This window comes from Varibaculum cambriense DSM 15806 (assembly GCF_000420065.1).
Lineage (GTDB): Bacteria > Actinomycetota > Actinomycetes > Actinomycetales > Actinomycetaceae > Varibaculum > Varibaculum cambriense.
On record NZ_ATUF01000002.1, the window covers coordinates 813,727 to 840,316 of the forward strand.

At 53.5% G+C, this 26,590-nt stretch carries 23 protein-coding genes and 3 tRNA genes; 22 read left to right on the forward strand and 4 right to left on the reverse strand.

The features are described 5' to 3' along the window. Window positions 1-182: 182 nt before the first annotated feature. From F605_RS0103600 to purT, 3 genes are all read right to left on the reverse strand, one after another. Complete coding sequence (locus tag F605_RS0103600; protein WP_022864547.1) at window positions 183-917, reverse strand: phosphoglyceromutase; 735 nt, start codon at window positions 915-917, stop codon at window positions 183-185. Window positions 918-970: 53 nt separating this feature from the next. After that, window positions 971-1,294 (reverse strand): histone-like nucleoid-structuring protein Lsr2, encoded by a 324-nt coding sequence (locus F605_RS0103605; RefSeq protein ID WP_022864548.1) that lies wholly within the window; start codon window positions 1,292-1,294, stop codon window positions 971-973. Between the two features lie 241 nt (window positions 1,295-1,535). Next, the gene (purT, locus tag F605_RS0103610; RefSeq protein WP_022864549.1) at window positions 1,536-2,750 is read right to left on the reverse strand and encodes a formate-dependent phosphoribosylglycinamide formyltransferase; all 1,215 of its coding nucleotides are present in this window, start codon (window positions 2,748-2,750) and stop codon (window positions 1,536-1,538) included. Window positions 2,751-2,894: 144 nt separating this feature from the next. Here purT and F605_RS0103615 point away from each other — a divergent pair. The 22 genes from F605_RS0103615 to F605_RS0103725 all read left to right on the forward strand — a co-directional run bounded on the left by F605_RS0103615 (window position 2,895) and on the right by F605_RS0103725 (window position 25,634). Next, window positions 2,895-2,967: transfer RNA gene (locus F605_RS0103615), tRNA-Lys, on the forward strand. Between the two features lie 278 nt (window positions 2,968-3,245). Beyond that, window positions 3,246-4,748: an ABC transporter substrate-binding protein gene (locus F605_RS0103620; RefSeq protein ID WP_022864550.1), complete on the forward strand. Its 1,503-nt coding sequence runs from the start codon at window positions 3,246-3,248 to the stop codon at window positions 4,746-4,748. 1 nt (window position 4,749) lies between these two features. Then, complete coding sequence (locus tag F605_RS0103625) at window positions 4,750-5,712, forward strand: ABC transporter permease (RefSeq protein WP_022864551.1); 963 nt, start codon at window positions 4,750-4,752, stop codon at window positions 5,710-5,712. After that, on the forward strand, window positions 5,709-6,548 hold the full coding sequence (locus tag F605_RS0103630) for an ABC transporter permease (protein WP_022864552.1): 840 nt from the start codon (window positions 5,709-5,711) through the stop codon (window positions 6,546-6,548). Before F605_RS0103625 ends, F605_RS0103630 begins: the two co-directional genes overlap by 4 nt. Beyond that, window positions 6,545-7,369: an ABC transporter ATP-binding protein gene (locus F605_RS0103635; protein WP_022864553.1), complete on the forward strand. Its 825-nt coding sequence runs from the start codon at window positions 6,545-6,547 to the stop codon at window positions 7,367-7,369. Before F605_RS0103630 ends, F605_RS0103635 begins: the two co-directional genes overlap by 4 nt. After that, a complete protein-coding gene (locus F605_RS0103640) occupies window positions 7,362-8,147 on the forward strand; it encodes an ABC transporter ATP-binding protein (RefSeq protein ID WP_022864554.1) in 786 nt (261 codons plus the stop codon). The genes F605_RS0103635 and F605_RS0103640 overlap by 8 nt, the downstream gene beginning before the upstream one ends. A 213-nt stretch (window positions 8,148-8,360) precedes the next feature. Further along, window positions 8,361-9,494 (forward strand): DNA polymerase III subunit beta, encoded by a 1,134-nt coding sequence (gene dnaN, locus F605_RS0103645; RefSeq protein ID WP_022864555.1) that lies wholly within the window; start codon window positions 8,361-8,363, stop codon window positions 9,492-9,494. 27 nt (window positions 9,495-9,521) lie between these two features. Beyond that, entirely contained in the window at window positions 9,522-10,850 is a 1,329-nt protein-coding gene (gene recF / locus F605_RS09720; protein WP_022864556.1) for a DNA replication/repair protein RecF, read from the forward strand. Further along, complete coding sequence (locus tag F605_RS10975; RefSeq protein WP_022864557.1) at window positions 10,847-11,515, forward strand: DciA family protein; 669 nt, start codon at window positions 10,847-10,849, stop codon at window positions 11,513-11,515. Before recF ends, F605_RS10975 begins: the two co-directional genes overlap by 4 nt. Window positions 11,516-11,591: 76 nt before the next feature. Continuing rightward, a complete protein-coding gene (locus F605_RS09730; protein ID WP_040765272.1) occupies window positions 11,592-12,299 on the forward strand; it encodes a class I SAM-dependent methyltransferase in 708 nt (235 codons plus the stop codon). A gap of 157 nt (window positions 12,300-12,456) precedes the next feature. Beyond that, window positions 12,457-13,557 carry a phosphate ABC transporter substrate-binding protein PstS gene (gene pstS, locus F605_RS0103665; RefSeq protein WP_022864559.1) on the forward strand — a complete coding sequence of 367 codons (1,101 nt, stop codon included), beginning with the start codon at window positions 12,457-12,459 and terminating at the stop codon, window positions 13,555-13,557. A gap of 79 nt (window positions 13,558-13,636) precedes the next feature. Continuing rightward, a complete protein-coding gene (gene pstC / locus F605_RS0103670) occupies window positions 13,637-14,608 on the forward strand; it encodes a phosphate ABC transporter permease subunit PstC (protein WP_022864560.1) in 972 nt (323 codons plus the stop codon). Beyond that, window positions 14,609-15,748 carry a phosphate ABC transporter permease PstA gene (gene pstA, locus F605_RS09735; protein WP_022864561.1) on the forward strand — a complete coding sequence of 380 codons (1,140 nt, stop codon included), beginning with the start codon at window positions 14,609-14,611 and terminating at the stop codon, window positions 15,746-15,748. It begins immediately after the preceding gene. Window positions 15,749-15,805: 57 nt separating this feature from the next. Beyond that, a complete protein-coding gene (gene pstB / locus F605_RS0103680) occupies window positions 15,806-16,585 on the forward strand; it encodes a phosphate ABC transporter ATP-binding protein PstB (RefSeq protein WP_022864562.1) in 780 nt (259 codons plus the stop codon). A 138-nt stretch (window positions 16,586-16,723) separates the two neighbouring features. Beyond that, window positions 16,724-17,809 carry a sensor histidine kinase gene (locus tag F605_RS09740; RefSeq protein ID WP_081639106.1) on the forward strand — a complete coding sequence of 362 codons (1,086 nt, stop codon included), beginning with the start codon at window positions 16,724-16,726 and terminating at the stop codon, window positions 17,807-17,809. Next, on the forward strand, window positions 17,809-18,492 hold the full coding sequence (locus F605_RS0103690) for a response regulator transcription factor (RefSeq protein WP_022864564.1): 684 nt from the start codon (window positions 17,809-17,811) through the stop codon (window positions 18,490-18,492). Before F605_RS09740 ends, F605_RS0103690 begins: the two co-directional genes overlap by 1 nt. Before the next feature lie 332 nt (window positions 18,493-18,824). Further along, window positions 18,825-20,849, forward strand: a complete 2,025-nt coding sequence (gene gyrB, locus F605_RS0103695) for a DNA topoisomerase (ATP-hydrolyzing) subunit B (protein WP_022864565.1) — start codon at window positions 18,825-18,827, stop codon at window positions 20,847-20,849. Between the two features lie 12 nt (window positions 20,850-20,861). After that, the gene (gyrA, locus tag F605_RS09745; protein ID WP_022864566.1) at window positions 20,862-23,528 is read left to right on the forward strand and encodes a DNA gyrase subunit A; all 2,667 of its coding nucleotides are present in this window, start codon (window positions 20,862-20,864) and stop codon (window positions 23,526-23,528) included. A 14-nt stretch (window positions 23,529-23,542) separates the two neighbouring features. Continuing rightward, entirely contained in the window at window positions 23,543-24,253 is a 711-nt protein-coding gene (locus F605_RS11570; RefSeq protein ID WP_022864567.1) for a DUF3566 domain-containing protein, read from the forward strand. Between the two features lie 124 nt (window positions 24,254-24,377). Continuing rightward, window positions 24,378-24,451 (forward strand) — tRNA-Ile (locus F605_RS0103710). A 167-nt stretch (window positions 24,452-24,618) separates the two neighbouring features. After that, window positions 24,619-24,691, forward strand: a tRNA-Ala gene (locus F605_RS0103720). A gap of 277 nt (window positions 24,692-24,968) precedes the next feature. Next, on the forward strand, window positions 24,969-25,634 hold the full coding sequence (locus tag F605_RS0103725) for a nucleoside/nucleotide kinase family protein (RefSeq protein WP_022864569.1): 666 nt from the start codon (window positions 24,969-24,971) through the stop codon (window positions 25,632-25,634). Here F605_RS0103725 and F605_RS0103730 read toward each other — a convergent pair. Continuing rightward, the gene (locus tag F605_RS0103730; RefSeq protein WP_022864570.1) at window positions 25,631-26,527 is read right to left on the reverse strand and encodes a PfkB family carbohydrate kinase; all 897 of its coding nucleotides are present in this window, start codon (window positions 26,525-26,527) and stop codon (window positions 25,631-25,633) included. The genes F605_RS0103725 and F605_RS0103730 overlap by 4 nt on opposite strands. Between the last annotated feature and the right edge of the window lie 63 nt (window positions 26,528-26,590).

The window sequence follows — 26,590 nt, forward strand, 5'->3', positions numbered from 1 at the left end:
AGTGTAATCCCTCATAGTGCCGTCAATTCCACTAAAAATTGTTTCTTCAGAGGCGGGATCCGGGAGCGCTAGCTCGTCCTCACTCGGGATTTTTAGGTTTCCGGGGGAGCTCCTAGCAAAATGCTAGGGAGAATTGCGGAAGTCCCCGAGGAAAACCTCGGGGACTTCCCTAGGAAAAGAAACTACTTACCCTGGTTGGCTACTGCCGCAATCTTGGCTTCAGCATCCGGATCCAGGTAGGTTCCGCCCTTCTTGACCGGCTGTAGATTTTCATCCAGCTCGTAGTACAAGGGAACACCGGTAGGAATATTCAAACCGGAAATATCCTCGTCACTGATCTGGTCAAGGTGCTTTACAATCGCGCGCAAAGAGTTACCGTGCGCTGCCACCATAACCGTCTTGCCGCTCTTGAGTTCGGGGACGATTTCCTGATCCCAATAGGGCAGCAGCCGCTCTAGCACCTGCTCTAGGCATTCGGTGCGTGGAATCGGCTCCCCGCTATAACGCGGATCGGTATCCTGCGAGAACTCGGAACCCAATTCAATTTCTGGGGGAGGAGTGCTGTAAGAACGGCGCCACAACATGAACTGTTCATCGCCGTACTCGTCGCGGATAGCTTTCTTGTCTTTGCCCTGCAAAGCGCCGTAATGGCGTTCATTCAGGCGCCAACTGCGCTTAACCGGAATCCAGTGGCGATCAGCCGCATCCAAAGACAGATTAGCGGTCATAATCGCCCGGCGTAGCAGAGAAGTGAAAACAATATCCGGCAAGATGTTCTCTTGCTTCATTAGTTCACCGCCGTGGGTGGCCTCCTGGCGACCCTGATCGGAGAGCGGAACATCCACCCAACCGGTGAAAAGATTCTTAGCATTCCATTCGCTTTGCCCGTGACGGAGCAATATAAGTTTGTAAGTCATGGTTTAAGTGTCTCATTTTCTAGTCGTAGCTGCACGGGGTATAAGTCCCGAAATTACTTCAAATGGGTGCGGTAATAGGCAGAACGTATTTTCGCGGAGATACGTCCTTTCTCCGATACCTGCATATTCTGTTCCCGAGCCCAGGCGCGAATCTTGGAAGCATCGGAAACCCTGCGGGTGTCAGTGCCGGCCACCCGGCGTCCTCCTACCCGGCGTCCCGCCTGAATCCACGGATCGATGACCTCGCGTAACTTAGCGGCATTTTCCGCAGATAAATCAATTTCGTAATCAATACCGTCAAGGCCAAACTTAATGGTTTCATCCCCGAGTTCGCCATTAATATCGTCAATAAGAACAATTCTGGTTTTCCTGGCCATTATTTTGCCTTTCCACTTTTAAAAAGTTAATTCTACTTTTTATATTAACGCTATTAAAGAGACATTTCTATATATAGTTAAACGCCAACTCAATAAATACTTGGTGGTGCAATATCGGCAATAAATATAGCTTTTTAGCGCACAAATATCGCGGCTACCTGCGAGTAGTGGGTAAATTCAGTTTATAAAATCCAGAGAGAAACTCCGGTTCTTTAAGAGATTAGCTTTTTTCGCGGCCGATTTAGGCGTCCGCTACCGTAATTAATGCCGCGGCTTTCTTTGCCCGCTGTCGCGCCTGGTCGCTATTATTTCCGCGCGCGAGCGCTACCCCCATTCGCCGTCCTACCCGGGAATCAGGTTTACCAAAAAGCCGTAAATCCACTTCTGGCACCGCTAAGGCCTCCGCCAAACCCCGATATACCGGGCCTTCGCTTTGCAAGTTCGCGCAAATAACTGCCGAGGCCGCCGGGGTGCGCAGGCGGGTATCGACCGGCAAACCTAAAATAGCGCGGGCATGGAGCTCAAACTCGGACAGGTAACCAGAAGCCATAGTCACCATCCCGGTGTCGTGAGGACGCGGCGACACCTCAGAAAAGAGGACCTCGTCCCCGCAAATAAACAGTTCCACCCCGAATAGGCCGCGTCCGCCCAGTGCGGAAGTAACTTTGGCGGCAATAGCTTGCGCCTTTTCTAGCACCGCGCTGTCCATCGGAGCTGGTTGCCAGGACTCGTGGTAGTCCCCATTTACCTGCAGGTGGCCAATCGGTTCGCAAAAACTGGTGATGGTTTCTCCCGTTTGGGGATCACGCGAACGCACCGTCAAGAGGGTGATTTCATAATCGAAATCCACCAGCCCCTCGACGATTACTCGTCCCTGACTGGCGCCGCGCCCTCCTTCCAGGGCATAGTGCCAGGCAGGCGCGATATCCTCCGCGGTTTTCAGCAGAGACTGTCCTTTGCCGGAAGAAGACATTACTGGTTTTACGATGCAGGGTAGCCCGATTTGGTCTACCGCTTGGCGCATTTCTGCTTCCCCTGAGGCAAATACGTAACGAGAGGTAGGAATATTTAATTCTTCGGCGGCGAGGCGGCGGATCCCCTCGCGATCCATCGTCAGGCGAGTGGCGTGGGCAGTGGGGATTACCGTCACCTGACGAGAAGCGGCGATTTCTTCTAAAGTATCGGTCGCGATCGCCTCTATTTCCGGAATAATGAAATGAGGGCGTACCTTTTTCACCAGGAAATCAACCTGTTTACCATCGGTCATATCTAGGACGTAGGAATAGTGCGCTACCTGCTGTGCCGGCGCGTTTTGATAGCGGTCAGCGGCGTGGACTTCTACTCCCAGGCGGGTAAATGCAATCGCCAATTCTTTACCTAATTCTCCGGAACCAAGCAGGAGAACCCGGAGTGAAGATTTTGATAGGGGAGTTCCGAAGGTAGTTGGCGTTAGCATAAAAAGCCTTTCCTAATATAAATTCCGCCTGGTATGTAGGGATTTGAATACTACTTTACGGGTTCTTTAGTGATGGAAGCAACCAAAAAGTAAGTTGGGGAAATGCCCTATGCCCTTGTACAATAAAACGTGCCTTTAAGGCAGGCGCCTGTAGCTCAGTTGGTAGAGCAACGGACTTTTAATCCGTGGGTCCAGGGTTCGATCCCCTGCGGGCGTACAACGAGGAGTCCGAACGGTGAAAAAAGCCTTCGGGCTTTTTTCATTAGTGAGGAGGACGAAGTTGTGTGTAATCCCGAAAGGGATTACTAACACAGCGAGGAGCCCGCCAGGGATTACTAACACTAATTTGTGAGCCCGGCCTCGCGCCGGGCTCCACCAATTTTGAGCCCCGGGGTCGAACCCGTGAGGGCTGCTATCTGGCGGAAAATTATAGCAAGGCGGGTTAGCGACTATGATTGAAGCGATCATGACCCATTGCCGATAAAGGGGAGATCCTTGCGTAAGCGTCTTTTGGCCGTACTGGCGGTAGCCGGTTTGGTGTTAGCTGGCTGTTCCAGCACTAACTCTTCTAGTAATAAATCGGAGCGCGTGCTCACAATTGGGGTGCATGCTACGCCCTCGACTTTGGATCCGTCGCATAACGATGCGGCGGCGATCACCTATGCGCTGCTCTATAACGTGTATGAAACCCTGCTGCGAGTGGACGGCAAAGGCAAGCTGGTGCCGCTACTGGCAAAGGATTACCAGGTGTCTGCTGATCGCAAGACCTACACCTTTACTTTGCGGGACGCGAAGTTCGCTTCGGGTGCGCCGGTTAATGGGGCGGCAGTCGCGAAATCTTTTAACTATCTGCTCAACGATAAGACCGTGAGCCCTACCCGTAAACAAGAAATGGAAGCCCTGAAAGCGGTGAAAGATCTCGGGGGTAACAAAGTCCAATTTGAGCTGTCTCATCCCTCTAATGCTTGGCTGTATTACCTGAGTTCCACTGCCGGGATTATCTACGACCCGCAGGCACTCGATAAGGGCGATTTGGCGACTAAACCGGCTGGTTCTGGCCCTTACACCCTGAAAGAGTGGCGGCAGGGCGAAGAAATTCAGTTAGCCACTAACCAAAAATATTGGGGAGAAAAACCCAAGGTTAAGGGAGCGACTTTCCGCTACTTCTCTGACCCAAATGCGATGAATACTGCGATGCTGTCCGGCTCGCTGGATATTATTTCTAACCTGGCAGCCCCGCAGGCACTCGATAAGTTCAGTGATGATTCCCGGTTTAAAGTACTGGAAGGCCACACTAACGGCGAAGTAGTGATGGGGATGAACCAGCAGCGCGCAGCCCTCAAAGACAAACGGGTGCGTCAAGCCATAAATTATGCTCTGGACCGTAAAGCGGTGCGGGACGCGGTTTGGGCAGGCAAAGGCCTGATGATCGGATCGATGGTGCCTCCCACTGATCCCTGGTATGAGGATTTGTCGACTGCCTATCCCTTGGATCGGGAAAAAGCCAAGAAACTGCTGGCAGAGGCGGGATACGGCGACGGGTTGACCCTAAAAATGCGGATTCCTACTTTGCCCTATGCGGCGGGAGCCGCTACCCATATCAAGAGTCAGCTTTCTAAAGTGGGGATTACCTTAGAGATTGAACAGTTAGAGTTCCCGGCGCGCTGGATAGACGAAGTGATGGTCAAATCTAACTATGACCTCACGATTGTTGCCCATATGGAGCCGCGCGATATTTCCCGCTTCACCAACACCGACTATTACTGGCATTACGATTCGCAGCAGTTCCGGGATTTGTATCAAAAAGCCGATGAGGGCACCCCGGAGGACCAAGTTAAATACATGAAGCAGGCGGCGAAGGTGCTTTCCGATGATGCCGCCGCCGGGTTCTTGTGGCTGCTGCCGAACCTGATCGTAACCAAGGCGGATATTAGCGGTTTGGCCGCGAACGTAACCGGACTATCCTTCGATTTGTCCTCGATTAGCTATCAAAGCTGAAATGAAAGCGCCAGCAAAAGCCATCCTTAAACGGATTGCCACCCTATTAGTTAGCCTGATAGTGGCCTCCCTGGTGGTGTTTTTGCTGATAAATCTGCTACCGGGGGATGTTACCGGGGTAATTTTAGGGGCGAATGCCGACCCGGAGGCGGTGGCGCAGCTCCGGGCAACTATGGGACTAGATCAGCCCCTAATTTTGCGCTATTTTAGCTGGCTATCAGGGATGATTCGCCTGGATCCCGGTAATTCGATTTTCACCGGGCAAGCAATCGCCGAGCAACTTCCGCACCGGTTAGAAGCCACATTTTCGCTGGTCTTCGGAGGGATGATTCTGGCTTTATTGCTGGCGATTCCTCTGGGAATGGCGGGGGCGCTGTGGCGTAACCGTAAGCGCGGGATCGTGGTTTCCGCCCTCAGTCAGCTGGGAATGGCCATCCCCGCATTCTTAGCGGGAATGCTACTAACCATAATTTTTGCGGTGAAACTGCAGGTTTTGCCGGCCAACGGCTATGTTTCTTTCCAGGAAGATCCGCTCCAGTGGGCACGCTACCTATTCCTGCCGGTGCTGTCGATAGCGATCGTGCAAGGATCGGTGCTGACCCGCTATACCCGTTCCGCTTTTATTGAAGTGATTAAACAGGATTATTTCCGCACGGCGAGGGCGATTGGTTGGCGGTTTCCCGCGGCGCTAGTGCATCACGGAGTACGGAATGCTTCCTTACAAGTAATCACGGTTTTGGGGCTGCAACTTTCCACCCTGCTGGTGGGAGCAATCGTGGTAGAACAGGTGTTTGCGATTCCCGGTTTGGGTACCTACCTAATCGCCGCGGTTGGACAGCGAGACTTAACCGTGGTGCAAGCGGTGGTAATGCTGCTAGTGGCGGCAGTATTGGTGATTAATGCCCTGGTGGACGTGGTTTATCAGCTATTGGATCCTAGAATTCGGCAGGGGGTGGAACGGTGAAGACCGATCAGAAAATATCGCTACGACGCCACCCCAGCCTGTGGATGGGGATCGCGCTGGTCAGCCTAATAGTGCTGATGGGAATAGTTTCTTTCTTTTACTTGCCGTTCGATCCGACCGAAGTTAGTGAGCAGCGTTTAAGCGCGCCCTCCGCAATCCATATTTTCGGTACTGATGATTTTGGCCGCGACGTATTTTCTCGGATGCTCTCGGGAGCGGGAATCTGTCTGTTGGTGGGGATAGTGTCGGTGAGTATCGGCGCTCTTATCGGGGTTCCCCTGGGTATTTATGCTGCTCAGCGTGGAGGTTGGCCAGCAAAGATTATTGAACGCGGCCTGGATATTCTCTATGCTTTCCCCGCCCTACTCCTGGCGATTTTACTGGCGGCAGCGCGCGGATCTGGGTCTACTTGGACCGCTATGGTGGCGATTGGGATTGCTTCGGTGCCCGCATTTGCCCGCAATATTCGCGCCGCTACTTTGGGGGTAATGTCGCAGGACTATATGGTGGCGGCCAGGGCAGCAGGAACTCCCCGCTACCGCTCAACCTTTACCCACGTCTTACCCAATATTATGCCGACAATAATCGTGCAGGCCTCGGTGAGTTTCGCCCTCGCGATTTTGGCGGAGGCCGCCCTATCCTATCTGGGATTAGGAACCCGCCCAGACACTCCCACCTGGGGGTTGATGCTATTTGAAGCCCAAAAATCGCTGTTGGTCAGTCCGCAGCTGGCGCTGTGGCCAGCACTGGGGATCGCCCTGACCGTTCTCGGGTTCAACCTATTAGGGGATGGACTGCGCGAGGTGCTCGATCCGAAACTTCGGGAGCGGCCATGAAAGGATTAAAAGTAGATGAACTGCAGGTTTCCTTCGGAGGGCGCGCAGTAGTTAAAGGAATAAGTTTCGAAATTCCGCCCGGGGCACGCGTGGGACTGATCGGCGAATCCGGTTCCGGTAAATCCGTAACTGCGCTATCTCTGATGGGTTTACTCGATGAGGGCGCGCAGGTCTCCGGATCCATCTCTCTTGACGGGCAAGAACTATTATCACTGGCAGATCGGCAGCTGGCGCAGTTGCGGGGCGCGAAAATTGGGATGATTTTTCAAGAACCCATGACCGCCCTCGACCCCACAATGCGGGTAGGAAAACAGGTAGCCGAGGTGTTAGGGCTGCACCAACGCGGCAAGCGGGGCAAACACGAGGAAGTAATAAAAATGCTGGAGAGGGTGGGGCTGCCTGATCCGGAGCAAAGTGCGAGTGCTTTCCCCCATCAGCTGTCTGGAGGACAGCGTCAACGAGTGATGATGGCGATGGCGCTAATAAATGCCCCCCAGCTGTTGATTTGCGATGAGCCCACTACCGCCTTGGACGTTACGGTGCAGGCGAAAGTGCTGCGGCTTTTAGATAAAGAACTGGCGCAGGGTGGTTCGGCCTGCCTGTTTATCAGCCATGATTTAGCGGTAGTCAACCAAATCTGTGAATACCTATTAGTTATGTATCAGGGACAGATTGTTGAACGCGGTCCCCTCCGGCAAGTCTTGGATCAGCCTCAGCACCCGTATACTCGCGGGCTGCTGGCAACCGCTAATATCACGGCAGTAGCACCCGGACAGCCTCTACCCGTCCTCAGTGATTTCTTTAGGGGGAGCGATGAGTGAGCCACCGATTTTTCGCGCCCAAGATTTAGTGAAAATTTATCCCCGCTCTAGCGGACAGGTGCGGGCGGTAGCGGGAGTAAACCTGGAGATTAACGCCGGGGAGCGCCTGGGAATCGTAGGCGAATCCGGCTCTGGAAAATCCACCCTGGTGCGGATGCTTTGCGGCCTATCTCGCCCTACCAGTGGGGAAATCAGGTTTGCGGGGCAAAAGATTACCGGACTAAAAGAAAAACAGTTGGGAAATCTGCGTTCCCGGGTACAAATCGTGTTCCAAGACCCGCTCAGTTCCCTAGATCCTAGGATGCGGGCGGGAAAGATTATTACGGAACCGCTGCGTTCGCCCTGGGTGCGCGGGCGAGAAGGGGTACCTACCGATATCCCGGCGCGCCTAGAAGAAGTGCTGGCAGAAGTAGGTTTAAGCAGCGAGGACGCCGATAAATATCCGCATCAATTCTCGGGGGGACAGCGGCAACGGATCGCCCTGGCTCGTGCTCTTTCTGCCCGTCCTGACGTGCTAATAGCTGATGAAGCGGTTTCTGCCTTGGATGTTTCGGTGCGTGCCCAAGTTTTGAATCTGATTATGCAGGTGGCGCAGCGAGATAACTTGACCTTATTGTTTGTTAGCCATGACCTGGCGGTGGTGCGCCACCTGTGTCAGCGGGTAGTGGTAATGCGAAAAGGGAAAATCGTGGAGACCGGCCCGGTTGCGCAGGTATTTTCTGATCCGCAGCAGGACTACACTCGCGAACTCATTGCGGCTTCCCCCCAGTTACCGTGAAACCGTTCCGCTAGGCAGCGCGGAAGACTTATAAAAAATTTTGATCTGCAGCTAGAATCGGCGCGTTATCCCCAGTTTTGAGCACTTTGGTGCTAATCGGGATACGAAACCTTATAATGGGAGACTGAACAAATGATTCAGCCTAATTTTTCCGGCTGAATTTTGCAGATTCCGCGCCATAAACCATGGTAAAGACGATAAAAGGGGCAGCGCATGAAGTTCGTAGTCGAGCGTGACATTTTCGAGGACGCGATCAGTTGGACCGCCCGCACTTTGCCGGCACGTCCCGCAGTGGCCGTATTAGGTGGGGTGTGGATGAGCGCCAAGGCCGGGATTGTCACCTTGTCCAGTTTCGACTATGAAGTTTCTTCCCGAAACCAATTTGAAGCCGAGGTCGAATCAGAGGGCGAAGTGCTGGTTTCTGGAAAAATGGTTGCCAATATTTGTAAGCAGCTCCCCAAAAAACCAGTAACAGTAGAGATGGAGGGCGGCAAAGTCAGTATTTCTTGCGGCGCCTCCAGTTTCCAGCTGGCAGTAATGCCGCTAGATGACTATCCGGCGCTGCCGCAAGTCCCCGAAGCGGTCGGAGAGATTGAATCCGGCGAGTTCGCGCGGGCGGTTGCGCAGGTCTCTCGCGCGGCCTCTTCCGATGAAGCGCTACCTTTGCTAGCAACCGTCCGGATGGAACTATCAGATTCCCACCTGACCTTGATGGCGACTGACCGTTATCGCTTGGCAGTACGGCAGATGGATTGGCAACCGAAACAAACTGATTTTTCTGCCGATGCCCTGGTGAAGTCGCGGATTCTTTCCGAAATGGCCAAGGCGCTCTCCGGTTCCGGGGAGATTCACCTCGGTTTGGAAAATTCTTCCGAAGGGGGCGCGATTATTGCTCTCGAGGCCGGAGGACGCAAGATTACCTCCCAGCTAACCGAAGGCGATTATCCCCCAGTGACCAGCCTCTTCCCTAAGGAAGCACCGATTAAAGCAGTTATTCGCCGCGAAGAACTAGAACAGGCTATTAAACGCGTTTCTTTGGTTACCGATCGCAGCGCCCAGATCCGCATGAATTTTGCGGAAGGCACCCTCACCTTAGAGGCCGGTCAGGGGAATGACGCACAGGCTCATGAAGAGATGACCTGCACCTTTATTGCTGATGAACCGATGATGATCGTATTCGACTCCCAGTATCTATTGGATGGATTAGGGGCTTTAGATTCCGACTATGTACGCATGTCCTTTACCCATCCCACCAAACCGGCGGTCATCACGGGGCAGGAAGAACTAGACGGGGATGACTCCCAAGACTTCCGGTACCTGTTGATGCCGATTCGCTACTCATCTTAAAGGGCAGGGTAGAACGTACCCCCGGCTATGTATATTTCCAGTATTGCCCTTGATGATTACCGCAGTTTTCATCAGTGTGTGGTGCAGTTATCGCCGGGGGTAAATATCCTGGTTGGCCCAAACGGCCAAGGTAAAACCAATTTTGTAGAGGCCATAGGATATTTAACAAACTTCCATTCCCATCGCGCGAGCACAGACAGCGCGTTGGTACGGTTTGCGCCGCAGTCGGCGGCGTTGGCGCAGCGCGAAAGGTTAGAACCTGCGGCCGGTCAGGAGGAAGATTTAGAAGTCCCGGAGACTGCGGCGGGTAATACTGCTGATAGTGGGGCTTCCGCCGCGGCAGTGATTCGGGTGAAAGCGCATTTTCGAGAGCGCGAAGTGCAGCTTGACCTGGAGATAGGTTCTGGGAGGGCAAATCGCGCGCGCCTAGCGCGTAGCCCGGTACCTCTAAAACAGGTACGCGGCCTGGTACCTACTACCATGTTCGCTCCGGAAGATTTAGATATTTTGCAGGGTGACCCCGCAGCTAGGCGCCGTTTCCTGGATGATTTGCTAGTGCAACTCTGGCCGGTAGAGGCCGGTACGATCACTCAGCATCAAAAGATTTTGCGCCAGCGCGGCGCCCTGTTAAAACAGGCGGCGAGAAAGAAGCGCCGCGGGGCAGATCTGTCTTTAGAGCTGTCGACCCTTGATGTTTGGAATAATCAGTTATCCCAGGTGGGGGCACGCCTGATCGCGGGGAGAGTGAGGGCTTTGCAAGCGCTTACCTCGCATGCGGCGCAGGCCTATTTGCTGGTGCTAGGGGAAGAACACTTGGCGAACTCCTCGCAAACTTTGGGACTGTCCTACCTGCCATCTTTTAATCCTCCCGCTGACCTGGCAGATCCCCAGGCGGTAGCTGGTGCCTTGCGGGAGACTTTCGCGGCGCGACGCGAAGAAGAACTTACTCGCGGAGTTAATTTGGCGGGCGCACACCGGGACGATATGGCGGTGATGCTGGATGCCCTCCCGGTAAAAGGGTTTGCTTCTCACGGGGAAACCTGGAGCGCTGCCCTGGCTTTACGCCTGGGACAGTTCGAGCTGTTAAGGCAGGTGGGGGAAACTCCAATTCTGATTTTAGATGACGTGTTCGCGGAGCTAGACCCTTCCCGGCGCGCCGCCCTCCTGGATTTCATGGATCGCGCTGATCAGGTACTAATTACCGCTACCAACCGTAAAGACTTGCCTGCCGAAATCACAGGACAATTCTTTGAAGTCCTACGCGGAGCGCAGGGAACTCGGATTCAACCCGCCAGCCGGCTTGAGCAGGAGGCCGGAAACGCGGCCTCGGAAAATGACCGGGGGGAAGCTTCGTGAGTGAGCAGCCAGAGCAAACCCCCACCTATACCCAGCGGATGCTGCGCGCCGCCCAAGAGCACGCTTTTTCGCAGGGTCTAATCCGCATGTCTGCTAGTGAGCTGCGGCGTTTTCGGGGAAGACGAAACTGGGATGGGGTGGCGGCTCCCGCTATTGCCGAGGACGCATCTGCCAGCGAGTTTGGGGAAATTTCTTTAGGGAAAGTCAAAGGCATCAATGATAACTATGCTCGTGATCAGGTGCCAGGATTAGCTCAATTGCAGCCCTCTCCCGGACTTGCGGGGGCGGGGAATGGCGGCAGATGGTCACGCCGGGAACCGCGCAGTTTAGGGGCGGTTTGGAAAAAATATGTGCGAAATTTTGGGCTCGGAAAACTCCTTGATGAAGGCAAACTAAAGGCCAATTGGGAGCAAATAGTGGGCAGTCAAGTAGCCCAACACGCCCAGATTGAATCCATTAAAGATGGAGATGTGATTTTGCGTTGTGACTCTACCCGCTGGGCCAGCGAGTTGCGCAACCTGATTCCCCAACTAATGGGGCTAATCGAAGAGCATGCGGGGACAGTAGTGATCAAACGCTTGATTGTGTTGGGTCCGAAGGCGCCCTCGTGGAAATACGGGCCGCGTTCGGTGAAAGGGCGCGGTCCGCGCGATACCTATGGTTGATTTAGGTCCACCTCCCGGCAGTATTACCGATCGGCAGCAGGTAGGGGGCACAGCGAGCGGGGGGAACCCCTACACTTTGGCCGGAACCGATTATGAACGCTACCGTCCCACCTATCCGCCGTTGGCAGTAGACGCGGCGCTTTCTGGGCTAAAAAACCCGAAAACACTAGATGTTGGGGCTGGTAGCGGCAAATTTACTCGGGCGTTAGCGGCGCGGGGAGTAACGGTTAGCGCCCTGGAGCCCGCGGCAGCGATGCGGGAAATGTTCCGCGAATCCCTTCCTCAAATCCCTCTATATGAGGGCAAAGCCGAGGACGTGGCCGAGTTATTTGCGCCTAAAACCTTTGATGCGCTCTGTTTTGCGCAATCCTGGCATTGGGTTGATAAGGAGGCGGCCTGCGCAGCGGCTCTTAAGGTATTGCAGCCCGGTGGGCGGCTAGTGATTATCTATAACCAGATGAATGTGTCTTTCCCCTGGGTAAAGCGGCTTTCGCGGGTGATGCGTTCGGGGGATGTACACCATCCTGACCGCATACCCCAGTTGGGAAAGGGATTCGCAAAGCCGGAGCTAAGCCTTTTCCAATGGGGAATATCGTTGCCGGTAGCTGCGCTTTTTACCTTGGCGAAAACCCGGTCATCGTATCTGCGAGCCAGTGCCAGCGGAAAGCGGCATTTGCAGACTAATCTGCGATCTTATTTATGCGATGATTTGGGTTTAAACCCTGAGCAAAGCGTAACTTTGCCTTATTACACTCTGGTATGGATCGCCCCGGTGGCTAACTAGATACCTGCTTTATCGCAGGTAGATACACTTTAGCTGACTAGTTTCGGGGCTTGGAAATAATGTTCACCAAGAATTAACGCTGGCGTCAGGGAAGCGTTAACTTCTTGTCTTAGCTTGCAAGTGTCAATGAAAGATCTAAAAGAATTGAAGGAAAGACATGCGCAAGAGCATTAAATCTTTAGCTGTTATCGCTGGTCTTGCCCTTTCGGCAACCAGCTTGGCCGCCTGTGGCTCCGATAACGCCACGGGGACAGCTGAAAACACCAAGAAAGTTGAGACCACCGATATTTCTGGCAAACTTGCAGGCGCGGGCGCATCCTCCCAAAAGAGTGCAGTTGAGGCTTGGAAAGCCGGATTTGCGGATGTAGCTAAAAATGTGGAAGTTACCTATGACCCGACTGGTTCCGGGGCGGGGGTTACTACCTTTTTACAGGGAGGCGTAGCCTTCGCGGGTACTGACGAGGCGCTTTCCAGTGAAGAAATCGATAAATCTGCTGCGGTTTGTAAAGACTCCAAGGCAATTAACCTGCCGGTTTATGTATCTCCAGTGGTGGTTGCTTTCAACCTGGAGGGAATCAAGACGCTGAATATGAAACCGGAAACCATCGCCAAGATTTTCCGCGGGGAAATCACCAAATGGAATGATCCGGCTATCGTCGCCGATAACAAGGATGCGAAACTGCCTGACTCCAAGATTGTGGCTATTCACCGCGCTGACCAGTCTGGTACCACTGAGAACTTTACCGATTACCTGCACTCGGCAGCGCCAACCGCCTGGCCGGATGATCCTTCTAAGGATTGGCCGGTAGCTGGGGGCGAATCCGGAGACAAAACCGCTGGGGTAGTAGACAATCTGAAGAAGACTCAAGGTGCGATCGGTTATATCGATGCCTCGCAAGCCGGTGACTTTGGAACTGCCGCACTCCAGGCCGGAGACGGTTTCGTGGAATACTCAGCCGAGGCAGCTGCCAAGATCGTTGAAAGTGCCAAAGTTGAGGACGGCCGGGAAAAGAACGACCTGGCGTTGAACCTGAACCGCACCCCGGATGATCCCGAAGCCTACCCGCTGGTACTGGTTTCTTACTACGCGGTTTGCCCGCAGTACAAAGATGCCAATACTGCCAAACTGGTGAAAGCCTGGGTTAACTACGTGGTATCCGCTGACGGACAGCAGAAAGCTGCCGAGGCAGCCGGATCTGCTCCCTTGGGTGGCGAAATCACCAAGAAGATCACTACTGCGCTCGACGCAATCAAGTAAGATCCCCCAAATTTGGGCAATGGTGGCCAGGGGTACCGGCTATAACCGGTACCCCTGGCCTTAACCACCTGGAGGAAATGTGAGTACCAAAACCCTCCCCGATAAACGACAATCCCTGCAAACTCCCTCCCGAAAGGGAATTTTCAATTGGGATGGACTGTTTTACCTAGCTACTAAAGGTTCAGCGGTAGTCATTGCCGCCGTGTTAGCCCTGGTAGCAATGTTCCTAACTTTGCAGGCCTGGCCGGCAATCTCTAACCCGGATCTGCGGCTGCGGATGCGGGGACGTACCGAAATGGTTAGCATCTGGGAGTATGTAGCGCCGCAGCTATTTGGAACCGTGCTGGCAGCGACGGTCGCCCTGGCGATTGCCTTGCCGTTATCTATGGCGCTGGCAGTATTTATTAACTTCTATGCTCCTAAGAAAATCTCGGCAATCATCGCGGGATTGATTGACGTAATGGTAGCGATTCCTTCGGTTGTTTACGGCCTGTGGGGCGGGTTGGTGTTATTACCAATCTTGCAGCCGATTATGGAGTTTCTCGCCACCTATTTCGGCTGGTTCCCGTTGTTTTCTGGACCGGTTTCTCCGATTGGACGGGTAATTTTCTCGGCCTCGGTAGTGTTGGCGATTATGGTGATTCCGATTATTACCGCGCTGTGCCGAGAGGTTTATGCGCGCGCCCCCAGCCTGGAAATGGAGGCGGCGCTGGCGTTGGGCGCCACCAAGTGGGAAATGATAAAAACCGTGGTCTTACCGTTCGGACGTTCCGGTACGGTATCGGCGGCGATGATCGGACTCGGCCGGGCTCTGGGAGAAACTATGGCAGTGGCGATGGTACTTTCTCCCGGTGCCTCCTACGTATGGTCGTTGTTCCGGGCGGGAGCGCACTCTACGATTGCCTCCAATATCGCCCTGCAGTTCCCAGAGGCTGATTCCAATATGGCGGCAGCGCTAATCTTCACCGGTCTAGTGCTGTTCGTGCTGACATTACTGGTCAATTCGGGTGCACGTTGGTTGGTAGCCCGTAAAGAAAGTGCGGGGAAATAAATGAGGGAAGAAAATCAGAATCAGGGCGACCTGAAGTTAAAGCAACAATCTATAGGCATCGGCAAAGATTCCGCCAGCACCGGAGCAGTTAGCCGCGGTAAAAGCGAAAAGCTTGCGGCTTTATCTTCCTCGGATAATACCTCTGCTTTGCAGGCGGTAATCCTAGAGAGAAAGCTGAAGTATCAGGATAAACCAGAAAATGCAGAGCCAAAAACCGAGGTAAAGCACGCCCGGCTGGGTGGAGATAAAAAGCTGAGTTTTCGCCGCCGGTTCACCAATAACGCGATCGGGGCTTCTATGTGGCTGTGCGGTCTGCTGGTGCTAGCGATTTTAATCTCTATCGGATACGAACTGATCAGCCGGGGCATGGGGATTATTTCCCCCTACTTCCTCAGCGTGTCTATGAAAGGCGTTTATGGGGGGATGCAAGCTGGTGGGATCTATCACGCGATGGTGGGCACCTTGCTGATTACTCTGGTAGCAGCGGTTATTTCTGTTCCCCTAGGGCTTGCGGTAGCCATCTACTTAACCGAATACGCGGGTAACACTAAGTTCGCCAAACTCACTACCACCTTGGTAGATGTGATGACCGGTATTCCTTCCATAGTTGCCGGCCTGTTCGCGGCGGCGCTATTCACCATAGTGATTGGCCCAGCCTACCGCTCCGGTCTGATGGGAGCAGTTGCCCTTTCGGTATTAATGATTCCCCTGGTAGTGCGCTCATCTGCCGAAATGTTACGGCTAGTACCTAACGATTTACGGGAAGCCTCCTACGCCTTGGGGGTTCCTAAATGGCGCACCGTAGTCTCGGTTGTGCTGCGCACCTCGGCGGCTGGTCTAGTGACCTCGGTGGTGGTAGCGATCGCCCGTATCGTGGGTGAAACCGCGCCTTTGTTGATCACGGCCGGCATGTTCGACGCGATTAACAACAATGTGTTTTCTGGTCGCATGGAAACCCTGCCGGTCTATATCTATCAGCAGTACACGTCCACGGTTTCCTGTGCCGCCCACGCGGTGAACTGTAACCCCACTATCAATGTGGATCGCGCCTGGGGCGCGGCCTTAGTGCTGGTATTCGCGGTTTTGGTTTTGAATCTGGGAGCCAGGTTCGTAGCCAAGAAACTCTCGATTGGTAAATAAATAACTCGCCCTCGCCGCGAGTAGGGCTCCAAGAAGCAAAGCAGATAGGAAAAGAAAATGGCAATCTGTTTAGAAACTAAACACTTAGACGTTTACTACGGAGATTTCAAAGCCGTAGAGGACGTAAATATGACGATTGAAACCCAAACGGTAACTTCCCTGATTGGGCCGTCGGGGTGTGGAAAATCCACGGTGCTGCGTACTTTGAACCGGATGCATGAAGTTACTCCCGGAGGGCGCATTGGGGGAGAAGTTCTGCTCAACGGGGATAACCTTTACGGCAAAGATGTTGATCCGGTGGAGGTGCGGCGGATGATTGGGATGGTATTCCAGCGTCCGAATCCCTTCCCCACCATGTCGATTAAGAACAATGTATTGGCGGGCTTGCATCTGAATCGGGTCAAAATCAGCAAATCCGAGGGCGAGCAGATCGTAGAAGAATCCCTCAAAGGCGCGAACCTATGGGAAGAAGTTAAAGACCGGCTAGATAAACCGGGCGCTTCCCTCTCAGGTGGCCAGCAGCAACGTCTGTGTATTGCGCGCGCGATAGCAGTAAAGCCCGAGGTGCTGCTGATGGATGAGCCGTGCTCCGCGCTTGACCCCATCTCTACCTTGGCGATTGAAGATCTGATTGCCCAGTTAAAAGAGACCTACACGATTGTGATCGTCACCCACAATATGCAGCAGGCGGCGCGAATCTCGGATCAGACCGCATTCTTTAACATTGCTGGGCCGCGTAAACCCGGGAAACTAGTTGAGATTGGTCCTACCGAATCCGTCTTCCTCACCCCCCACGAAAAGGTCACCGAAAACTACATTGCGGGGCGTTTTGGATAGGGCGCCCGCGCGGCGGCAATCGGCAGGGGTTCGGAGCCCACAGTGACAAATAAAAAAACTGTTACCTACGGTAAACGTTTGGTTAACGGAGTCAATCTAATTAGTTTCTCAGATATTTACACCTCTAAAATATGAGGTATGGAGGGCACAAGCGACCAGGTGAGTTGGGATGGTTCAGGCTGGCAGGTAGAGGATCTTTCTACAATCCTCGATGCCCTACCCGAAGCCTCAGTAGTGCTGGAGCCGGATAACTCCTTTGCCTACGTTTCGCAGATGGCGCGGCTAGTTCCCCTATTCCATAACGGGAAAATTGAGTACCCACAAGTTTTAGAGCAGATTGAAAAGGCACGCAGTACGGGGCGAATCGTAGAGGAAGAATACGATTTGGTGCATCCCGATGCTGCCGTTCCCTGGTCGGTTAGGGTGCGGGTTGCTCCCATCTCCTCGCGGCACACCCTGGTGTTACTGGAGGATCGTACCCGCGTCCTCCAGGCCGATGCCACCCGGCGGGAATTTGTGGTTAACGCCTCCCATGAACTGAAAACCCCGGTGGGAGCAATTTCTTTGCTGGCAGAAACTATCCACGATAATGCTGATGATGTGCAGGCGGTGGAAAGTTTTTCCACTCAGCTAGTTAAAGAATCGCGGCGACTAACCAAACTGGTTTACGAAATTATTTCCTTAGCGCGTCTGCAAGATGGGCGCTTGCCAGCCAAGCCGCGTTCGATGTTGGTAATCGAAGCTATTAATGATGCGCTCGACCAGGTGGCTACCGCTGCTGAAGACGCAAATATTACGATAAATACCCATTTCCCACAGGGTGAAGATGTTCTGGTGCATGCCGATTTGGAACTGCTGACTTCCGCCCTGCAGAACCTATTGGAAAACGCGATTCGTTATTCTGATTCCGGGGGGCAGGTAGATATCACCTTGCGAGAAAACGACAATGTGGTTATCGAAGTTGCTGATAATGGGATCGGCATTTCTGAGGAAGACCAAAAACGAATTTTTGAACGCTTTTATCGGGTTGATCCAGCTCGTTCCCGCTCCACTGGCGGAACCGGGTTGGGGCTCTCGATTGTAAAACACGTGGTCTCGGATCTTAATGGCTCCATCCACGTGAACTCGAAACCGGGGGAGGGCGCAACTTTCACCATTATTTTGCCGCGCCACATCCCAAACACTAAGCAAACTGACCAAATAGCGCTGACAAAGGAAAAATAATGACCACCATATTAGTAGTGGAGGACGAGGAAGCCTACCGCAAGCCTCTCGAATACTCCCTAAAACGTGAGGGTTACGAAGTCATTGGGGTAGAAGACGGTGACCGGGCACTTTCAGCGGTTAAATCCAACCGTATCGACCTGATTTTGCTAGATTTGATGCTCCCGGGGATCCCCGGTACCGAGGTTTGCCGTCAGGTGCGCGAGAATTTCGATACTCCCATCATCATGGTTACCGCTAAAGATGACGTGGTGGATGTGGTAATCGGTTTGGAACTGGGCGCCGACGATTACGTTACTAAGCCCTATCGGTTCCGCGAACTTTTAGCCCGAATTACTGCGGTTTTGCGCCGTACCCAAGAGCTACCTGAAATTGGAAACGTCTTGGAGGTCGGCCCGGTAACGATGGATGTTGACCGCCACGAAGTGCGGGTACACGGGGAACTTAAAGAGTTGCCGCTGCGGGAGTTTGAACTGCTGGAGTACTTCTTACGTAACCCCGAACGGGTACTTACTCGCGGACAGGTTATGGATCGGGTGTGGGGCGAAAACTGGTTCGGGGATCCTAAGACCCTAGACGTGCACGTCAAACGGCTGCGTTCCAAGATTGAGGACGACCCGCACTCACCGAAGATTATCGTGACCGTGCGCGGGCTGGGCTACCGGATTATGGATCCTAAATAGCACCTGCCTTTCCGGTAAAGCTAGCCGGTATTGGTGCCAAGTCACCCTCGGCTGTAGCAAAGCTATCCCAGATCCTTTCGTGACGGTACCTATCTTTTCTAAGTCCGCGCGCGTCCTCGGAAAAAATTTGCGTCTGACGCGCCGGAAGAAAAAAAGTGACTTTCCCCCGAAAAGTGGGGTGAGGCCGTAAAATGTGGGTTTTTGAGGCTTTCACGGTAGAATAGAGCTAGTGAGCGCCGGATTTTCGGCGTGAATGCCCCGGGGCGTACAGTGCTCAGTGGCTGGGAATATCCGGCTCGGGGTCAACGAACTAGATCAAGGAGATCCAGCAGGTGGCTGATCTGGGTGACCAACAAGTCCAGCACGAATACGGCGCGGGCGACATCACAGTTTTAGAGGGGCTAGAGGCAGTACGCAAACGCCCCGGTATGTATATCGGTTCTACCGGGGAGCGCGGTCTGCACCACCTGGTATACGAGGTAGTCGACAACTCCGTCGACGAGGCTCTGGCCGGCTATTGCGACCATATCGAAGTTGCCATCCAGGCAGATGGGGGTCTGCGGGTCAGCGATAACGGCCGCGGAATCCCGGTAGATATGCATCCCACCGAAAAACGCCCCACGGTCGAAGTAGTAATGACCATCTTGCATGCGGGCGGCAAATTCGGGTCTGGCGGTTACGCGGTTTCCGGCGGCTTGCACGGGGTTGGCGTTTCGGTAGTAAATGCCCTCTCGGTGCGGATGGACACCGTGGTAAAACGGCAGGGTTACGTATGGCGGCAATCCTTCGGTAACGGCGGGCATCCCCTCACCGAACTGGAGCGCGGAGAAGAAACCGAAGAAACCGGTACTCAGCAGACCTTTTACCCGGATCCGGAAATCTTCGAGACCACTACTTTTAGTTTCGAAATTTTGCGGCAGCGTTTCCAGCAGATGGCTTTTCTGAACAAGGGGCTGCGCATCACTCTAACCGATGAACGCCCGGAGGCCACCGATGCCGGCGATCTGGTTACTGGCGATGCGCAAGGCACCGCCGATGATCCGGTTCCCGGTTTCCGGCAAGTATCGTTCATGTACGAAAACGGTCTGCGCGACTATGTAGAGTTCATTAACCACTCCAAGAAATCCGAGGTCATCAACCCGGAGATTATCGATTTTGAGTCAGTTAACGAGGATGCCTCCATCAGCCTCGAAATCGCCTTGCAGTGGACCACCGCTTACTCCGAGTCGGTTCATACCTACGCGAACACGATTAACACCACCGAGGGCGGTACCCACGAGGAAGGTTTCCGCTCGGCCTTGACCAGCTTGATGAATAAATACGCCCGGGACAAAGGGATCCTGAAAGACAAGGATCATAACCTGACCGGTGACGATATTCGGGAAGGTTTAACCGCCGTGATCTCGGTTAAACTCACCGAGCCGCAGTTCGAGGGGCAAACCAAAACCAAACTGGGCAATACCGAGGCGCGCACCTTTGTCCAACAGCAGGTTTACTCCAAACTGGGTGACTGGTTAGATGCCCACCCCATGGACGCGAAAGCGATTCTGGTAAAGGCACAGCAGGCGGCAACCGCGCGGGTGGCTGCGCGCAAAGCTCGGGAAGCTACCCGGCGCAAATCCGCCCTCGAGTCCGTGTCTATGCCCGGCAAATTGCGGGATTGCTCTTCCCGCGATGCCTCCCAATGCGAAATCTATATCGTAGAGGGCGACTCGGCAGGTGGCTCGGCGGTGCAGGGGCGCGACCCGGCTCACCAGGCAATCTTGCCGATTCGCGGCAAGATCCTAAACGTAGAGAAAGCGCGGCTAGACCGCGCCCTATCCAGTCAAGAAATCCAGTCTTTGATTACCGCCTTTGGTACCGGTATTGGCGAAGACTTTGATATCTCCAAGCTGCGCTATAACGCCATCGTGATTATGGCGGACGCCGATGTGGACGGCCAGCATATCGCGACTTTGCTACTGACTTTGCTGTTCCGCTATATGCGTCCCCTGATTGAAAAAGGGCACGTATTTATCGCCTGCCCCCCGCTTTACCGGCTGAAATGGTCGAACGCGCCCCACCAGTTCGTGTTCTCGGATCGCCAACGCGACGAATATTTAGAGGACGGCAAAACCGATGGTAAGCGCCTGCCAAAAGAGGGCGGGGTGCAGCGTTATAAGGGGCTCGGGGAAATGAATCCCCAGGAACTGTGGGAAACCACTATGAACCCCGAAGATCGGATGCTCAAACAAGTGACCTTATCCGAGGCGGCCAGCGCGGATGAAGTTTTCTCCATGCTAATGGGTGAGGACGTGGAGTCGCGGCGCGCTTTCATTCAGCGCAATGCCACTGACGTGCGGTTCTTGGATATTTAAGGGACGGGAAAAATGAGTGAAATAGACAACCAGGATCAAAATCAGCAAGCGGATTCCCCGGAAACCCCCCAGCACTCCGGCGCGGCTTTCGGGGGCGGGGACACCGCTTCGGCAGACGCCCTCGAAAATAATTCCGGTCTTTTCCAGGCAAAGGGACATATTAATCAGGTTGACCTAGAAACCGAGATGCAACGCTCCTACCTGGATTATGCGATGAGTGTGATCGTAGGGCGTGCCCTGCCTGAAGTGCGGGATGGTTTGAAGCCGGTACACCGGCGGATTCTGTATGCCATGTATGACGGTGGTTACCGCCCCAATGCCGGGTTCTCCAAATGTATGCGCGTAGTCGGCGACGTGATGGGCCATTTCCACCCTCATGGTGACGCCGCGGTTTATGATGCCTTGGCGCGCCTAGTGCAGCCCTGGTCGATGCGTTACCCGATGGTGGCTGGTCAAGGTAACTTTGGGTCTCCGGGGAACTTGGGGCCGGCAGCTCCGCGTTATACGGAATGTAAAATGGCGCCTTTGTCGATGGAAATGGTGCGCGATATCGATGAAGACACTGTCGATTTTATGGACAACTATGATGGGCGCACCCAAGAACCCACGGTTTTGCCTGCGCGACTCCCCTACCTGCTGCTTAACGGCTCAGAGGGAATCGCAGTGGGGATGGCTACCCGGATTCCTCCCCACAATATGCGGGAAGTTGCCGACGGGGTGCAGTGGGCTCTAGCGCATCCCGAGGCTTCGCGCGAAGAATTAATGGAAGCCCTGATCGAACGGATTAAGGGACCGGATTTCCCCACGGGCGCCACTATTTTGGGGCGCAAAGGGATTGAACAGGCATACCGCACCGGTCGCGGTTCCATTGTGCAGCGAGCCATAGTCAACGTAGAGGAAATCAACTCCCGGGTCTGCCTGGTGGTTACCGAACTTCCCTACCAGGTCAATCCGGATAATCTGGCGGCAAAAATCGCCGGACTGGTGAAAGATGGGCAGATCGAGGGAATCGCAGATATTCGCGACGAATCCTCGGACCGCTCCGGGCAGCGTCTCGTGATTGTGCTCAAGCGGGACGCGGTTCCCAAGGTGGTTTTGAACAACCTCTATAAGCGCACCCAGCTGCAGGATTCTTTCCCTGCCAATATGTTGGCGCTGGTAGATGGGGTTCCGCGGACGCTGTCTATCGACGGGTTTATCTCTAACTGGATCAATCACCAGTTAGAAGTAATCGTGCGCCGCACCAATTTCCGCCTGAAGAGGGCACAAGATCGCCTCCATATTTTGCAAGGCTACCTGATGGCGCTGGATGCCTTGGATGCGGTGATTGCTACTATCCGTAAATCTCCCACAGTTGATGAGGCGCGCAGCGCCCTGATGGAGCTGCTCGGGGTAGATGAAGTCCAAGCGGATGCGATTTTGGCTTTGCAGCTGCGCCGCCTAGCCGCCCTCGAGCGGCAAAAGATCCTCGATGAGCACACTGAGTTAGAGGCGCGGGTAAAGGATTTACAAGATATCTTGGCTCGTCCGGAGCGGCAGCGGGGAATTATTTCCACCGAGCTGGGCGAGATTGTCGACAAATATGGCGATGAACGGCGCACTAAGATAATGCCCTTCGCCGGAGAAATGTCGATGGAAGACCTCATTGAAGAACAGGATGTGGTGGTCACCATTACCCGTTCAGGGTACGTAAAACGCACCCGTCTGGATCAATACCGCAGTCAAAAACGCGGTGGTAAAGGCATTAAAGGAGCGCAGCTGCGTGAAGATGACGTGGTGGATCACTTCTTTACTACCACCACCCATCACTGGTTGGCGTTCTTTACTAATAAGGGTCGAGTTTACCGAGCGAAAGCCTATGAGCTGCCCGAGGGAGGACGTGACTCTAAAGGGCAGCACGTAGCTAACCTCTTGGCGTTCCAACCGGAAGAAAAAATCGCGCAAGTGTTGGCGTTCAGTTCTTACGATGAGGCCGAGTATTTGGCACTAGCTACCCGCTCGGGACTGGTGAAAAAGACTCGCTTTACTGAATATGATTCCAATCGTACCGGCGGGCTAATCGCGATTAACCTGCGAGAAATGCCTGATGGTGCCGCTGATGAAGTGGTGTCTGCGGAACTGGTAAATGGCGATGATGAACTGCTATTGGTTTCCCACAAGGGACAGTCGCTGCGCTTCTTAGCTTCTGACGAAGCCTTGCGTCCTACTGGTCGCGCCACCTCCGGGGTGCGAGGCATGAAGTTCCGCGAAGGGGATCATCTGTTGGCGATGACGGTAATCCGTCCTGATAGTGACCTTTTGGTAGTGACCGAGGGCGGATACGCGAAACGGACTTCGGTTGAGGAATACCGGGTACAAGGTCGCGGCGGCCTGGGGATTAAGGTTGCAAACCTGGTGGCTGAGCGCGGCGGCCTGGTGGGCGCCTTGATTGTTAATGACGATGATGAAGTCATGGTGATTATGCACTCTGGTAAAGTGCAGCGCTCGCGGGTGGACGAGGTTCCCCGCACGGGACGCAACACGCAGGGAGTGATTTTCACTCGTCCGGCTCCGGGGGATGCGGTTTTGGCGGTAGCGTTAAATAATGAGAAATCAGATGATGATGAATCGTCGGAGGCTACGGATGAGGATCTCGACCAAGAAGTGGCCGCGTTAGAAACCGAAAAAACTGAGCTCTAGTGAGAGGCTGACCAATGACAACTGATGGCAAAGATCAAGATAAGGCTCGCTCAGAGCAAACAGCGGATAATGTTTCCCGCGAGAACGAATCGCCTAGTCTGAGTGAAGATAATCGCGCCCCCCAGTCATTGTGGGATGAAACCCCGCAAACTGAGGAAATACAAAATAAGGATGGGGACAGCCAAGTGAAAAAGAACGAAAAATCACCTCAGGCCGCGGGAAAGAAAGCTGCCGTTAAGTCTGGTTCTAAGGGTGGTAACAGCTCTGCGATTCCACAGGTTCCGGAAGTATCCTCCTCTGTTCAGAAGAAGGGAGAGACCGAGGCCGCGGGTGCGTCCTCGGCAAAGAAGATTGCCGAGTATCAGCCGCGCCAAATCTCGTTGGTGGTTTCCCGGATTGACCCCTGGTCGGTAATGAAAGTTTCCTTCCTGCTCTCAGTGGCGCTCGGGATCGCCATGGTGCTGGCGGGGTTGCTGGTCTGGTTGCTGCTAAATTCGATGAGCGTGTTTAGTTCGGTGGAGAGCTTTATTAACGATATTGATCCCACCGGTTCGATTGCTTCGATTATTGATTACTTGCGGCTGCCGCGAGTAATGGCGATGAGCACTATTGTGGCAGTTTCAAACGTGATTTTAACGACTGCGTTCTCTACCGTGGGAGCATTTATATATAACTTGGTAACTTCGCTGGTTGGCGGGATCCGGCTAGCGTTGACTGACGAGTAGTATTACCGCATTCCTTGCCGGGTGCTAAGGCTCGAGGGCGGCGTGACGGAACGCACCCGGGACGGGTTTGAAAGCCGGGTTAGGAATGTTGTAATCTGCAATGGTGTTCACGGATGGACACGATGGGCCTATAGCTCAGTTGGTTAGAGCGCAGTCCTGATAAGACTGAGGTCGCTGGTTCGAGCCCAGCTAGGCCCACTGCGAGGGAAGTTTGTTTCTAGTAATCGACCAGGTAGGTAGATTTGAAAAAGACCTTAAAACTGTTGTTTATCGGGGTGTTTTTCGCCTGGTTGCTAAATGCAGCAAATGATCTTCGCAATGATTCTGGAGTTTGGAAGTACCTGTAAACGGTTTTCCAGCTCGAAGGGGCTATGGCGCAGCTGGTAGCGCATCTGCTTTGCAAGCAGAGGGTCGCGGGTTCGAGTCCCGCTAGCTCCACTAAAATATTGAAGCCCCAGGTTTATCCTGGGGCTTCAACATTTTATGAGCTTAGGGACTCGAACCCGGGAGGGCTGGCGCGGGGGCTAGGTTTTTCCTCCTGCCCAAGAATTTGGGAAACGTAGCGACGTTTCCCAAATTCTTATGCCCACCGCACCTGCTCGGATAAAACCTAGCCCTCGCGCTCTCTTACAGTCGTTCGTACAGCTCTTACCGGTCGTGTCCCTTCCGATGCCAGTAATATCAAAGAAGTAAAGTTTCTTTAGGGGGATTGCCAGTGAAGATTTATGAATTTGGATGCTTGGAATATCTTGCACGAGATCTCTGCCGGCAGTTGCGCCCTGGTCGCAGTATTGTGGGTCTTGCCGGAGCTCCTGGCGCTGGAAAGTCTACGTTAGCGCAGAAACTTGTTGCTTATTTAACTGATGTTTTAGACATTCATAGTGCGTACCTGCCAATGGATGGATTTCATTTTTCGAATGCGGTATTGCGGCAAAGGCAGCTACTAGATCGGAAAGGCGCTCCGGAAACCTTTGATGTAAATGGATACCTTAATGTACTGCAACGGTTGCGGGAAATAGTAGATTACCCTGTTTTCGTCCCTAACTATTCGCGCACGCTACACGAGCCGATTGCGGCTGCTATCGAAATCAAGCCAGACACTCAGGTTATTGTCACTGAAGGGAATTATCTGGCCGCAAATAACGGCGGTTGGGAACATGTTAAGGAAATGCTGGACATCCTGTGGTATTTGGATACTGATACTTCTTTACTTAAAGATAGGCTTATTGAAAGGCAAATGGCTGGGGGACGGTCTCGAAAACTTGCGGTTAAATGGGTAGAGGAAGTTGATTCCCCCAATAAAGATATTGTGGAAAAAACCAAGCTCGAGGCCGACGCCCTAATCAGATTACTTTTCGATATTTCGGTAGAAAATAGCTAGTTTTCTGCCAGCCACTTCCGAGTGCCGAAGGATTGGATTGATAAGGCTGCGATCCGGCTCGCTTTGGCAAGCGCATTTAAGAAAGTTTCTGCGGTAAGCGCTTGCTTGCCCAGGGCTTTCACGAAACCTCCGTGGAAGAAATCCCCGGCACCAAGAGTATCTACCACGGTAGTCTTACAGGTTTTTAGGGTTCCGGTAATTCCATCCGCCGAATATAGGATTTCTTTGCTACCTCGAGTAATCGCTGAATATTTGACCCCGAAGTTCGCCAGATAGTCAAAAAGTTCTGCGGAGCTGTGGCCACTGGCAAATGATTCCGAGACGATAGCAACATCAATGTAAGGTAACAGTTCCTCGGTGTAGCTCTTTACGCTCCCTCCATCTAAAACCGTAGTTATTCCCGAACTGCGAGCCCGCTTCAACACCTCTAAAGTGAGATCAGTTTCGTAACCATCGGTTTCCACAATGTCGAAATTTTCGACCTCGATATCTAGGGCGCTATAGGCAGGGGCAAGTTTTCGCTGGTCAGTAGCAGAAACTACCGCTCTGTTCCCGGTTGATTGGGTTACTAAGATCGTGGCCACGGTCGAGGACGTGTTTCCAGGCAGAGTGGATGCCTTAAGGCGAACATGATTTTTTTCGAGGTCTTCGCGAATCAGCTCGCCGATTCTGTCATCGGATATCCGGGTTACCAGAACTGCATCGCCCCTATCTTCTAGTCCCGCACCTAGTTTTGAATATCCGTGTGCGAAGGCCACTGCGGCATTGCTGGCAGGTCCCCCCGCGGCGAATGTGAAATCAAGGGCTCTGATTTTTTCATTTTCAGCCGGGAGTTTTTCCACTAACTGGATAACATCTAAGGTTGCCAGCCCTACAAATAACCCCTTCGTCACCTTTTCACCACTTCCTCGCGGACAGCGCGTTTTAATCGCAGGCCATCGCCCTTAGCCCAACAA

What these genes read in the sequence shown, in the direction of transcription:
- F605_RS0103600 (WP_022864547.1), bottom strand. Translation starts at nt 917, where the DNA reads ATGACTTACAAACTTATATTGCTCCGTCACGGGCAAAGCGAATGGAAT.
- gyrA (WP_022864566.1), top strand. Translation starts at nt 20,862, where the DNA reads ATGAGTGAAATAGACAACCAGGATCAAAATCAGCAAGCGGATTCCCCG.
- F605_RS09740 (WP_081639106.1), top strand. Translation starts at nt 16,724, where the DNA reads ATGGAGGGCACAAGCGACCAGGTGAGTTGGGATGGTTCAGGCTGGCAG.
- pstB (WP_022864562.1), top strand. Translation starts at nt 15,806, where the DNA reads ATGGCAATCTGTTTAGAAACTAAACACTTAGACGTTTACTACGGAGAT.
- recF (WP_022864556.1), top strand. Translation starts at nt 9,522, where the DNA reads ATGTATATTTCCAGTATTGCCCTTGATGATTACCGCAGTTTTCATCAG.
- dnaN (WP_022864555.1), top strand. Translation starts at nt 8,361, where the DNA reads ATGAAGTTCGTAGTCGAGCGTGACATTTTCGAGGACGCGATCAGTTGG.
- purT (WP_022864549.1), bottom strand. Translation starts at nt 2,750, where the DNA reads ATGCTAACGCCAACTACCTTCGGAACTCCCCTATCAAAATCTTCACTC.
- F605_RS0103640 (WP_022864554.1), top strand. Translation starts at nt 7,362, where the DNA reads ATGAGTGAGCCACCGATTTTTCGCGCCCAAGATTTAGTGAAAATTTAT.
- F605_RS0103635 (WP_022864553.1), top strand. Translation starts at nt 6,545, where the DNA reads ATGAAAGGATTAAAAGTAGATGAACTGCAGGTTTCCTTCGGAGGGCGC.
- F605_RS0103625 (WP_022864551.1), top strand. Translation starts at nt 4,750, where the DNA reads ATGAAAGCGCCAGCAAAAGCCATCCTTAAACGGATTGCCACCCTATTA.
- F605_RS0103605 (WP_022864548.1), bottom strand. Translation starts at nt 1,294, where the DNA reads ATGGCCAGGAAAACCAGAATTGTTCTTATTGACGATATTAATGGCGAA.
- F605_RS0103690 (WP_022864564.1), top strand. Translation starts at nt 17,809, where the DNA reads ATGACCACCATATTAGTAGTGGAGGACGAGGAAGCCTACCGCAAGCCT.
- pstS (WP_022864559.1), top strand. Translation starts at nt 12,457, where the DNA reads ATGCGCAAGAGCATTAAATCTTTAGCTGTTATCGCTGGTCTTGCCCTT.
- F605_RS11570 (WP_022864567.1), top strand. Translation starts at nt 23,543, where the DNA reads ATGACAACTGATGGCAAAGATCAAGATAAGGCTCGCTCAGAGCAAACA.
- pstA (WP_022864561.1), top strand. Translation starts at nt 14,609, where the DNA reads ATGAGGGAAGAAAATCAGAATCAGGGCGACCTGAAGTTAAAGCAACAA.